The sequence below is a fragment of the Pseudomonas sp. BIGb0164 genome, assembly GCF_024810135.1.
Taxonomy (GTDB): domain Bacteria; phylum Pseudomonadota; class Gammaproteobacteria; order Pseudomonadales; family Pseudomonadaceae; genus Aquipseudomonas.
The window spans coordinates 316601-328191 of the sequence record NZ_JANUEA010000011.1 but is presented as its reverse complement, the minus strand read 5'-3'; the positions used below and the strand labels follow the sequence as shown (position 1 = coordinate 328191).

10 protein-coding genes are annotated in these 11591 nt (G+C 58.5%); 1 reads left to right on the top strand and 9 read right to left on the bottom strand.

The window, feature by feature from the left end; translation table 11 throughout:
- Positions 1 to 93: 93 nt before the first annotated feature.
- The 9 genes from msrQ to mrcB form a co-directional block, all read right to left on the bottom strand.
- Complete coding sequence (gene msrQ / locus M2394_RS27125) at positions 94 to 714, bottom strand: protein-methionine-sulfoxide reductase heme-binding subunit MsrQ (protein ID WP_178919574.1); 621 nt, start codon at positions 712 to 714, stop codon at positions 94 to 96.
- Positions 714 to 1727: a protein-methionine-sulfoxide reductase catalytic subunit MsrP gene (gene msrP / locus M2394_RS27120; protein WP_259175199.1), complete on the bottom strand. Its 1014-nt coding sequence runs from the start codon at positions 1725 to 1727 to the stop codon at positions 714 to 716. Before msrP ends, msrQ begins: the two co-directional genes overlap by 1 nt.
- 63 nt (positions 1728 to 1790) lie before the next feature.
- Entirely contained in the window at positions 1791 to 2648 is an 858-nt protein-coding gene (gene pssA / locus M2394_RS27115; protein ID WP_178919572.1) for a CDP-diacylglycerol--serine O-phosphatidyltransferase, read from the bottom strand.
- A 143-nt stretch (positions 2649 to 2791) separates the two neighbouring features.
- Positions 2792 to 3808 (bottom strand): ketol-acid reductoisomerase, encoded by a 1017-nt coding sequence (gene ilvC / locus M2394_RS27110; protein WP_003194132.1) that lies wholly within the window; start codon positions 3806 to 3808, stop codon positions 2792 to 2794.
- 47 nt (positions 3809 to 3855) lie between these two features.
- Positions 3856 to 4347, bottom strand: coding sequence for an acetolactate synthase small subunit (gene ilvN / locus M2394_RS27105; RefSeq protein ID WP_003176102.1), 492 nt, complete (start codon positions 4345 to 4347; stop codon positions 3856 to 3858).
- Between the two features lie 2 nt (positions 4348 to 4349).
- Positions 4350 to 6074 (bottom strand): acetolactate synthase 3 large subunit, encoded by a 1725-nt coding sequence (locus tag M2394_RS27100; RefSeq protein ID WP_259175196.1) that lies wholly within the window; start codon positions 6072 to 6074, stop codon positions 4350 to 4352.
- 431 nt (positions 6075 to 6505) lie between these two features.
- Positions 6506 to 6835 (bottom strand): YqcC family protein, encoded by a 330-nt coding sequence (locus M2394_RS27095; protein ID WP_178919570.1) that lies wholly within the window; start codon positions 6833 to 6835, stop codon positions 6506 to 6508.
- Positions 6835 to 7569 (bottom strand): tetratricopeptide repeat protein, encoded by a 735-nt coding sequence (locus M2394_RS27090; RefSeq protein WP_259175195.1) that lies wholly within the window; start codon positions 7567 to 7569, stop codon positions 6835 to 6837. The genes M2394_RS27095 and M2394_RS27090 overlap by 1 nt, the downstream gene beginning before the upstream one ends.
- Positions 7570 to 7585: 16 nt before the next feature.
- The gene (mrcB, locus tag M2394_RS27085; protein ID WP_178919568.1) at positions 7586 to 9910 is read right to left on the bottom strand and encodes a penicillin-binding protein 1B; all 2325 of its coding nucleotides are present in this window, start codon (positions 9908 to 9910) and stop codon (positions 7586 to 7588) included.
- A 118-nt stretch (positions 9911 to 10028) separates the two neighbouring features.
- On the opposite strand from mrcB, the gene M2394_RS27080 reads away from it, so the two are divergent.
- Entirely contained in the window at positions 10029 to 11585 is a 1557-nt protein-coding gene (locus M2394_RS27080) for a bifunctional aminoglycoside phosphotransferase/ATP-binding protein (RefSeq protein ID WP_259175193.1), read from the top strand.
- Positions 11586 to 11591 lie beyond the last annotated feature (6 nt).

Sequence of the window (11591 nt, the reverse complement as noted above, 5' to 3'; positions counted from 1 at the left end):
ACTTAACTCATTGAAACTCAAGGAGTTTTCCGTTTCGACTGCGCCGGAAGTGGGGCGAATTATAGGCTTCCAGAATCTGCCGTCAACCCTTAATTACGCTTTTGTTGCAGAAACTGGTTTTTTCGCAATAAGACGTGGAATTCTGCGCATTACCGGCGGTATCCGCAGCACCAGGAGCAAAGCACCTATAAAGGCATAGACAGCCCATTCCTTTAGATCCGCTCGCACAATCCACAACATATGCAGCAAGCCGAGCCCGAGAATCACATAGACCAGACGGTGCAATTTCTTCCAGCGACTCCCAAGCCGACGCTGGCTATAGCGGTTCGACGTCACCGCCAGCACTAATAAGGACAGAAAACCCAAGGTACCCACAATAATGTAGGGACGTTTACGCAATTCCACCCCAAGCTGCGACCAATCGAGCCCCAGAACAAACACACAATAAGCCGCCAGGTGCAGCACGACATACGTAAAGCACCACAACCCCAATTGCCGGCGCACCGCTATCCACCCTGCCCAACCGCTCAATTTCTGCAGCGGTGTCATTCCCAAGGTAATCAGCAGCAGAATCAGAGTGCCCAACCCCAGGCGATCAACCAGCACTTTGCCCGGATCCGGCCCTAAGGCAAAACTCCATGCTTCGTACAACCAGAAAAGCGGCCACACAGCCACGGCTATAAAGACGCCAATGCGCCAGATGGGATAGCGCATCAGTAGTTCTTCCGCAAATCCAGATTGGTATACAGAGAGGCAACCTCATCCGAGTACCCGTTGAACATCTGCGTCTCGCGCACGTTGGGACTGAATAGACCGCTTGGCAACCGTCGCTCCCGAGCCTGGGTCCAGCGAGGGTGGTCGACTGTCGGGTTCACATTCGCATAAAACCCATATTCGTCCGCTGCGATACTTTGCCATGTAGTTTTCGGCTGCTCGTTCACCAGACTGATTCGCACGATGGACTTCACACTCTTGAAGCCATACTTCCATGGCACCACCAGCCGCAACGGCGCGCCGTTCTGATTCGGCAACTCCCGCCCATACATGCCAACGGCAAGAATCGCCAAAGGGTTCATCGCTTCATCCAAACGCAGCCCCTCTACATAAGGCCAATCGATCAAACCGAAGCTTGATCGCTGACCAGGCATGCTCTTGGGATCTTTAAGGGTTTCAAAGCGGATGTATTTGGCTTTGGACGTAGGCTCCACCTGCTTGAGCAAGGCAGAGATGGGAAAGCCCATCCACGGAATGACCATCGACCACGCCTCGACACAGCGCAAACGATAGATTCGCTCCTCCAGTTGGTAAGGCTTCATGAAGTCTTCCAGGGCATAGCGCCCCGGCTTCGCAACCTCGCCATCAATCACCACACTCCAGGGTTCGGTTTGCAGCGACCCCGCATTGGTTGCAGGGTCGCCTTTGCCGGTGCCAAATTCATAGAAGTTGTTGTAGTGGGTCGCGTCCTTGAACGGGGTAATCGCCTCCCCCGTCACGGTCACAGCCTGCCACTTGGTCTCGGGAAGTTTGTCGGCAAACCAGCTGGGCGCCTTGCCTGCCTCGACATCGGCATAACGCGAAGCATCGTTGGCACTTGCCCAACGCGGCAAGCTGCTGGCCGCAATGCCAGCAAGCGCCCCACCGAGCAAGCTACGGCGTGAGAGATAGAAGGATTCAGGTGTGACGTCCGATTCGTGGCAATCGGACGCTTTGGGCAATTTGATTAGCATGGCAACTCCGCAGTATTGGAGAACTGATGCACCAATAGACTGCGGAGTATGGGGGAAATTACATTAAGGCAATGTTTTGTCCCGACGCAGATGCAGCAAGTACTGAACCGGCCCCGAAGCCGCGTAGATCAGGAACGCCAGCAGCAGAATGCGCGGTGGGTCGCTGAACACGACGGCGAACACAAGCACCACCACCAGGATCGCCACGAAAGGCACGCGCCCCTTGAGGTCGAACTCCTTGAAACTGTTGTACTTGATATTGCTGACCATCAGCATGCCGGCCGCCGCCACCATCAAGGCCACCAGAAACGACATCTTGGAACCCTGGATGCCGTAGTCACTGAACGCCCAGACAATGCCCGCCACCACTCCGGCAGCTGCCGGGCTGGCCAGGCCGATGAAGTAGCGCTTGTCGGCAGTACCCACCTGGGTATTGAAACGCGCCAGGCGCAAGGCTGCGCCCGCGACATAGATGAAGGCAACCATCCACCCCACCTTGCCCATGTCTCCCAGGGCCCAGGCAAACGCCAGCAGAGCAGGAGCAACGCCAAAGGCGACCATGTCCGACAACGAATCGTACTCGGCGCCGAAGGCACTTTGGGTGTTGGTCATGCGCGCGACACGGCCATCAAGGCCGTCGAGCACCATGGCCACAAAAATAGCTATGGCCGCAAAACCGAAGTATTTGCTGGCACTCGCCGCATCACCCGCTGCCAGCGCACTCTGCGCACTCATGGAGTTGATGATGGAATAGAACCCGGCAAACAAGTTCGCCGTGGTGAACAGATTGGGCAGAAGATAGATACCACGATGCCGGACCTTGCGACCTTCCGCATCATGCCCTTCTTCGACATGCTCATCGATCGGTAGCAGGCTATCGGCGTCAGAGGCCTGGCCCGGCTCTTCGGGACGTTCGGTCATGGACTTTACCTTGCAACGGTGTGAAAAAATTCGACAAATACTTGCAGAGCGCGTTCGCCTGCAAACGATGCAGCTTTATACCAGAACCCGCCCCCAAACGAAAAAACGCGGCCTAAGCCGCGTTTTTCCTTGATGCGTACGACTTAGTTCTTGGCTTTGTCGACGATCTTGTTGGCACCGATCCACGGCATCATGGAGCGCAGTTGCTCGCCGATGACTTCGATGCCGTGAGCGGCGTTGTTACGACGCTTGGCGGTCATCGAAGGGTAGCCGGTTGCGCCTTCGCTGATGAACATTTTGGCGTACTCGCCGTCCTGAATACGTTTCAGGGCGTTGCGCATGGCCTGACGGGACTCGGCGTTGATCACTTCCGGGCCAGTCACGTACTCGCCGTATTCGGCGTTGTTGGAGATCGAGTAGTTCATGTTGGCGATACCGCCTTCGTACATGAGGTCAACGATCAGCTTCAGTTCGTGCAGGCATTCGAAGTAGGCCATTTCCGGCGCGTAGCCGGCTTCAACCAGGGTTTCGAAACCGGCTTTGACCAGCTCAACGGTACCGCCGCACAGAACGGCTTGTTCGCCGAACAGGTCGGTTTCGGTCTCGTCCTTGAAGGTGGTTTCGATGATGCCGGTACGACCGCCACCCACGCCAGCAGCGTAGGACAGGGCGACGTTCTTGGCGTTGCCCGAAGCGTCCTGGTAGATCGCGATCAGGTCAGGGATACCGCCGCCTTTGACGAACTCGGAACGCACGGTGTGGCCCGGTGCTTTCGGCGCGATCATGATCACGTCGAGGTCAGCGCGCGGCACAACCTGGTTGTAGTGGATCGCGAAGCCGTGGGAGAAGGCCAGGGTGGCGCCCTTCTTGATGTTCGGCTCGATTTCGTTCTTGTACAGCGAGGACTGGAACTCGTCCGGGGTCAGGATCATGACCAGGTCGGCAGCCGCAACAGCAGAAGCAACGTCAGTCACTTTCAGGCCATGGGCTTCAGCCTTGGCAACAGTGGCCGAGCCTTTGCGCAGGCCGACAGTCACGTCAACGCCGGAATCTTTCAGGTTGCACGCTTGTGCATGACCCTGGGAACCGTAGCCGATGATGGCGACTTTCTTGCCCTGGATGATCGACAGGTCACAATCTTTATCGTAATAAACTTTCATGAGGTTCCTCTATATATCCAGGCCGTAAGGCCATTCGCTAATTTGGGTTAGATGCTGAGTACTTTGTCGCCACGGGCAATCCCGGTGACACCACTGCGTACCGTTTCCAGAATCGAGGCCGTCCCGATCGACTGGATGAAGCTGTCCAGCTTGTCGCTTGTACCGGTCAGTTGAACGGTATAAACGCTGGCGCTCACATCGACGATCTGCCCGCGATAAATGTCGGTAGTCCGTTTGATCTCGGCACGTTGGGCACCCGTGGCCTTGACCTTGACCAGCATCAGCTCGCGCTCGATGTGGGCACTTTCCGACAGGTCGACCAGCTTGACCACTTCGATCAGCTTGTTGAGGTTCTTGGTGATCTGCTCGATCACCTCATCGTGACCCACGGTGGTCAACGTCAGACGCGACAGAGTCGGGTCTTCGGTCGGGGCCACGGTCAGGCTTTCGATGTTGTAGTTGCGTTGCGAAAACAGGCCGACAACACGAGACAGAGCGCCGGGTTCGTTCTCCAGAAGCAGGGAGATAATGTGCCGCATGATTAAGTACGCTCCGTCTTGTTCAGCCACATGTCGCGCATAGAGCCGTCTTTGATCTGCATCGGGTAGACGTGCTCGCTGGTATCCACCTGAATATCGATGAACACCAGGCGGTCCTTCATGGCGAACGCCTCTTCCATCTTCGGCTTCAGATCTTTCAAATCGGTGATGCGAATGCCGACGTGGCCATAGGCTTCAACCAATTTTACGAAATCCGGCAGCGACTCCATGTAGGAATGGGAGTGACGGCTGTTGTAGCTCATGTCCTGCCACTGACGAACCATGCCCAGCACGCCGTTGTTCAGGCAGACGATCTTCACCGGAAGGCCGTACTGCAGGCACGTCGACAGTTCCTGGATGTTCATCTGGATGCTGCCCTCACCGGTGACGCACGCGACATCGGTGTCCGGAAAGCTCAGTTTCACGCCCATGGCCGCAGGGAAACCGAAGCCCATCGTGCCCAGGCCACCGGAGTTGATCCAGCGGTTAGGCTTGTCGAACTTGTAGTACTGCGCGGCGAACATCTGGTGCTGGCCCACGTCGGAGGTCACAAAGGCGTCGCCCTTGGTCACTTCGCACAGGGTCTCGATCACGGTTTGTGGCTTGATGATGCTGCCGTTGCCCTTGTCATAAGGGAACAGGCCGCGGTCACCACGCCATTCGTCGATCTGCTTCCACCAGCTGGCAACGGATTCCTTGTTCGGCGTCTCGCCGATGTCCTTGAGCGCGGCAACCATTTCGGTCAGCACGCTTTCCACAGGACCCACGATCGGCACATCGGCCTTGATGGTCTTGGAGATGGACGCCGGGTCGATGTCGATGTGGATGATCTTGGCGTTCGGGCAGAACTTGCTCGCGCCATTGATCACACGGTCATCGAACCGCGCGCCCACGGCCAGGATCACGTCGGCGTGGTGCATGGTCAGGTTGGCTGTGTAGCTACCGTGCATGCCGAGCATGCCGACGAACTGACGGTCCGTACCCGGGAATGCGCCGAGGCCCATCAAGGTGTTGGTCACTGGCAGGTTGAGCAGCTTGGCCAATTCGGTCAACGGTGCGGAACCGCCGCCCAGAATCACGCCGCCACCCGAGTACAACACAGGGCGCTTGGCCGCCAGGAGCATTTCTGCAGCCTTGCGGATTTGCCCCGAGTGCCCACGAACGGCCGGGCTGTAGGAGCGCAGCTTGGCTTTCTTCGGGAAGACGTATTCGAATTTTTCAGCCGGGTTGGTCATGTCTTTCGGCACATCGACCACCACAGGGCCCGGGCGACCGGACTGTGCGAGGTAGAAAGCCTTTTTCATGACTTCCGGGATTTCCGATGGGTGCTTGATCATGAAGCTGTGTTTCACGATCGGCCGGGAGATACCGATCATGTCGGTTTCCTGGAATGCATCGGTACCCACCATGGTGCTAGGCACCTGGCCGGAGATGATCACCATCGGGATGGAGTCCATGTACGCAGTCGCGATGCCGGTGATGGCATTGGTTGCGCCTGGGCCGGACGTTACCAGTACCACACCGGCTTTACCGGTGGCACGGGCGTAACCGTCAGCCATATGGGTTGCAGCTTGTTCGTGGCGAACCAGGATGTGGTTGACAGCCGGTTCCTTGAACAGTGCGTCGTAAACATGCAGCAGAGCACCACCTGGGTACCCGTAGATATAGTCGACGCCTTCGTCACGCAAAAAGCGGACGAGCATCTCACCACCAGATAAAAGCTCCACGTTGTTCACCTCTAAAACGCCAGAATACCGTCCGTTGAAAACCGACGGGTCTTAATAGGTTTACTTCTCAACAGAGCATGAGCGACGGTGGTCGCCGACTACGTCAGCACTGACTGAGCAAGTATTGGGATCGTCCCAAGTGTTGCGGGCTTTTCCCACCCAGCGCGAGGTAACGCGTTGCGGGTGTTACAGGTCGGCGCGGATGTGCGCCTCATGATCTGCTGAGCGGGCCTGCTTCTGGCAGTCCCGATACAGCGGACTTTGGATTCTTCTGTTTCAGGCCCTTCAAGTCAAGCAATAATTGCGCTTTTTTCCAACTAAGCGCATGAGAACGTAGAAGAAAGGGCTTTGAGGAGGGATAAAACTCGCCTGAATGTCGTCAAGCGGTAGAAATGTGCGCAAGACTGCCGGAAAAACCGGCAGTCAGGCAATTAACGAGCGTCGACGATCAGTTGATCGAACTTTTTCAGCGCGTTACGCAAGCCAAGGCTCTCTTGCGGGCGATCGGCGTAGACCATCTCGGCCATCTCCAGGATCCCCGACGCGTTGGGCAATGGCAGATCCTGCTCGAGGATCTGCTTCATACGCACCAGGAAGATCCATTGCAGCCACTGGTGAAAGTCCAGGGTATCGACCGAAAACGGCTCGACACTGCTGAGCGCCTCGACGCTGGGGGACACTTCGTCCCACCAGCCTTGCACGCGCAACTCGCGCTCGATCAGCAACAACTGTTCGGCAATTGCTGGAAACCGTGCATCCATCAGAGGCTGACCTTGGCTTTTTGTCGAGCCTGGGCGGCACCGGCAGCATCACCCTGGGCGGCACGTGCATCACCGATCAAGGCCCACAGATTGGCTTGCAGATCGGGGCGACCGTTGGCCAGGGACAGGCCGCGACGGGCAAATTGCTCGGCTTGCGGTGCATCCCCCTGGGCCATGCGCACCTGAGCCAGGCGATACAGGACTTGCGGTTCACGCGGCGCCACGCGCTGGGCGCGCTCCAGGCTCGACGAGGCGCCATTCAGGTCACCACCCGCCTGCTGCTGCTGGGCGGTAGTAAGCAATGCCAGCACCGGGCCGTCCAGTTGCTCGTCAGCCGAGAGGCCGCCGGCGTTGGACGAAGACGGAATACCGCTCGGCGTCGACGGCATGGTGTAGGTGCCCTGGTTGATCGGCGCCGTTTGAATCGGCGTGGAATCGATCGGCCCCGATGTGCTTGGCCCAGGCGTCCATGGCTCGGCACTGATCGGCGCCGATGTGGCAGCGCCACCACCCGGCACCATCACCACCACGCCGGAATCCTGCGGCATGGCTTGAGGCCTGGCTTGGGCAGGACGGTTCGTCACGGTCTGGCGGAAACCGCCATTGGCCGAGATGCGATCGTTGTTGGAGACGGTCGTGCTTGAGTCCACCACCGGAATCGAACCGCGCTGCACGCTGGCGCAACCGCTGAGCAAAGCCAGAGCTGTAATAGCTGGAATCCACCACTTGTTCACTTGAAACCCTCTTTGCTTAATTCATCCAGCCCTTGACCCAATCCATCACCGACTCCGCACTGGCAGGGGCACCGCTACCGCAGGCGGGGCCGGCAGGTGGCTCGCTGCCGCGAATATACGGCATCTGCACCGCACCCGGGCAGTTGGCATCAGAGCCCTGCCCTGTGTGCGGATCGATCCACGCCTGCACGATGTTATCCGGCTGCGGCATATTAAGCGGCAGCGGGTCGGCTTTGCGCATGAAACTTGTCCACACCTGCAACGCGCCCGTCGCACCCGTGAACGGCGTCTTGCCGTTGTCGTCACGCCCCATCCAGACCACCGCCAGCACATCCTGGCCGAAACCGGCGAACCAGCTGTCACGCGAGTCGTTACTGGTGCCGGTCTTGCCCGCCAAGGTCAGGTTGGACGGCAGCACTTTATAAACAGAGCTGCCGGTGCCTTCACGCATCACGCGCTGCATCGCGTTCTGGATCAGGTAGATAGAGCCTGCATCAAAGCGCTGCTGAATCTGGAACGGGTAACGCTTGAGCGGCTCGCCCTCAGCGGTCAGCACACTGCGAATGCCGCGCATCGGTGTATTGAACCCACCGTTGGCGATCGTCTGGTACATCGTAGTGACTTCCATCGGCGTCATAGCGCCGGCGCCCAGCAGCATTGATGGGAACGCCGGGAACTCGCGGTTGATGCCTAGGCGTCCGAGGGTTTTCAACACATTCGGCACGCCGACTTCAAGCCCGAGGCGCGACGTGGAAATGTTGTAGGAATGCGCCAATCCCTGATAGAGGAAAATCGTACCGTTGGAGCGACGCTCGAAGTTTTTCGGCGTCCACACCTGGCCATCTGCCAATTTGACCGACAACGGGTCATCCGACAGCCAACTGGTAAGGGTGTATTTGCTCGGTTTTTCCAACGCAGTAAGGTAAACCGCCGGCTTGACCAGCGAGCCGATCGGCCGCACAGCGTCCAGCGCACGGTTGAACCCGGCAAAACTGGCCTGGCGACTGCCGATCATGGCCTGGACTTCACCGGTTTCCGGGTTGGTCACGACCATGGCCGCTTCAACGTCATCGATGCCCTTACGACCGGTCATGCGCTTGAAGGTGTCATTGACCGACGCCTCGGCCTTCATCTGCAGGATCGGGTCGAAACTGGTGAAGATCCGCAGGCCTTCTTCGGTCAAGTCTTCGTCGCGATAGTCTTCACGCAACTGGCGTTTGACCAGGTCGATGAAGCCGGGGAAGGAACTGTCCGCCAGCTTGCCGCGCGTGGTAACGCCCAACGGCATCTTCTTCGCCGCCGCCACCTGCTCAGCCGTGGCCACGCCCTGCTGTTCAAGCACATCGAGCACCAGGTTGCGACGCTCCAGCGCACGTTCAGGATTTCGACGTGGGTTGTAATAGGACGGCCCCTTGACCATGCCGACCAGCAACGCCACCTGATGCAGCTTCAGCTCGGACAGCGGCTGGCCAAAAAAGAACTGACTGGCCAGGCCGAAACCATGCACGGCCCGCTGGCCGTCCTGGCCGACGAATACTTCGTTGAGGTACGCCTCGAGAATTTCCTGCTTGCTGTAGTGCAGCTCAAGCAGCATCGCCATCATCGCTTCGGTCAGTTTGCGGGTCAGGCTGCGTTCGTTGGTGAGGTAGAAGTTCTTGACCAACTGCTGGGTCAGCGTACTGCCGCCCTGGGTCATTTTGCCGCCGGAGGTGTTCACCCAGATGGCCCGGGCAATCGACTTGGGCGAAACGCCCCAATGGCTGTAGAAATCGCGGTCTTCCACCGCAACCAACGTCTCCAGCAGGTACGGCGGAACCTGATCGAGCTTGATGAGGATGCGGTCTTCAAGATTCTTGGGATAAATGCCGCCGATCAGCAGCGGTTCAAGGCGCACCACTGGCAGTTTCGAGCCATTGAGGGACGACAGCTCGGCAACATAATCACCAGAGAAGCGCACACGCACCGGCTGGGCTTTCTCCAGGCCTTCATAGAACTGGAAGCCTCGGGTGTTCAGGTCGACGGTGTTACCGCTGACCGCCGCCGCGCCCGGGCCATTGCTCACGGGTTCGCGGCGGTAGCCCAGTGCATCCAGCTCAGTGAGAAAGTCATCCTTGCTCAGCTTCTGGCCGGTAAACAGCTCCAGCGGGCGTGCATACACCTTGGCCGGGATGGTCCAGCGCTTGCCGGAGAACTTCTCCTGCACCACGGCATCGAGGTACACCGCAAAGCCGGCGAGCACCACAAGGCCGACCAGGCCGAGCTTGAGCGCCCAGCCCAGCCAAGGGCGCAGGCCGCGGGAAGGAGGTTTTTTACGGGAACGGGGAGATCGGGTTCGAGTCATGGCGGCGGATTATACGCACTTTATTGATCATCAACATGAGCCGGACAGCGGTTTGCACGACCGCTCGTAGCGGCCATAATGCCCGCCATGATTTCCCCCCGACTTTGAAGGATCGCCCGTGAGCCAGTCCCTGATCGCTGCCCTGCAAAACCCCGCTTTATACCCACACCCGGTTGAAGCGTTTCAAGTCATCGAAACCCATATCTCCTGGGTGATCCTGACCGGCCCCTACGCCTATAAATTGAAGAAGCCGATGAACTTCGGCTTTCTCAACTTCACGGCCCTGGAAGACCGCGGCCACTTCTGCAACGAAGAACTGCGCCTGAACGGGCGCCTGACCGAAGATTTGTATCTTGAAGTGTTACCGATTACCGGTACCGCCGAAGCCCCGCAATTGGGCGGTGAAGGCCCGGTGATCGAGTACGCGCTGAAAATGCGCCAGTTCCCACAAAGCCAACTGCTCAGCACCTTGCAAACCAATGGCGAACTGACCAGCGCGCACATCGATGAGATGGCCAAACAGATTGCACACTTTCACCTGACAGCCCCGAAAGTGCCGCAGGATCACCCGGCCGGTACACCGGACGAAGTGATGGCACCGGTGCGGCAGAACTTCGAACAGATCCGCCCGTTCCTCAGCGACAAGGCCGACCTGGTTCAACTCGAAGCCCTGCAAGCCTGGGCCGAAAGCAGTTTCGAGCGTCTCAAGCCCTTGCTCGCCCAGCGCAAGCTCGACGGCTTCACTCGCGAATGCCACGGTGACATCCACCTGGGCAACGCCACCTTGATCAATGGTCGTGTAGTGATCTTCGACTGCATCGAATTCAACGAGCCGTTCCGCTTCACCGACGTCTACGCCGACACCGGCTTCCTGGCAATGGACCTGGAAGACCGTGGCCTCAAATCCCTGGCACGCCGCTTCATCAGCCAATATCTGGAATTGACGGGCGACTACAAAGGCCTTGAAGTGCTGAACTTCTACAAAGCCTACCGCGCCCTGGTCCGTGCCAAGATCGCACTGTTCAGCATGCCAAGCGAGGCCAGCCCGGTACAACGCGCCACCACCCTGCGCCAGTACCGCAACTACGCGAACCTCGCAGAAAGCTACAGCACCATTCCATCGCGCTTCCTGGCCATTACCCACGGCGTTTCGGCGGTCGGCAAAAGCCAGGTCTCGATGCGACTGGTGGAAGCCTTGGGCGCCGTGCGCCTGCGTTCAGACGTTGAACGCAAGCGCCTGTTTGGTGAACAACAGGTGGAAAACACGCCACAAGCCGGCATTTATGCAGCCGACGCCAGTGCAGCGACCTACGCCCGCCTGAATGAAATTGCCGATACCGTGCTGCGTGCAGGCTTCCCTGTGGTGCTGGATGCCACGTTCCTGAAGCACGAACAGCGCAGCGCCGCCGCCAAAGTGGCTGAAGCGACTGGCGCTCCTTTCCTGATCCTGGATTGCAACGCACCACAGGCCGTTATCGCCAGCTGGCTGGCACAACGTCAGGCGGGCAAGAACGATCCTTCCGACGCAACACTGGCGGTCATTGAGGAGCAACAAGCCAACCGTGAGCCACTGACCGCCGAGGAACTGCTGCTCAGCCATCGTGTCGAGACCAATGAAAGCGGGACACTCGACGCCTTGGTCGCCCACATTCGCCAGCGCCTGCCAGGCCTGTAAGAAATA

What these genes read in the sequence shown, in the direction of transcription:
- msrQ (WP_178919574.1), bottom strand. Translation starts at nt 714, where the DNA reads ATGCGCTATCCCATCTGGCGCATTGGCGTCTTTATAGCCGTGGCTGTG.
- msrP (WP_259175199.1), bottom strand. Translation starts at nt 1,727, where the DNA reads ATGCTAATCAAATTGCCCAAAGCGTCCGATTGCCACGAATCGGACGTC.
- pssA (WP_178919572.1), bottom strand. Translation starts at nt 2,648, where the DNA reads ATGACCGAACGTCCCGAAGAGCCGGGCCAGGCCTCTGACGCCGATAGC.
- ilvC (WP_003194132.1), bottom strand. Translation starts at nt 3,808, where the DNA reads ATGAAAGTTTATTACGATAAAGATTGTGACCTGTCGATCATCCAGGGC.
- ilvN (WP_003176102.1), bottom strand. Translation starts at nt 4,347, where the DNA reads ATGCGGCACATTATCTCCCTGCTTCTGGAGAACGAACCCGGCGCTCTG.
- M2394_RS27095 (WP_178919570.1), bottom strand. Translation starts at nt 6,835, where the DNA reads ATGGATGCACGGTTTCCAGCAATTGCCGAACAGTTGTTGCTGATCGAG.
- mrcB (WP_178919568.1), bottom strand. Translation starts at nt 9,910, where the DNA reads ATGACTCGAACCCGATCTCCCCGTTCCCGTAAAAAACCTCCTTCCCGC.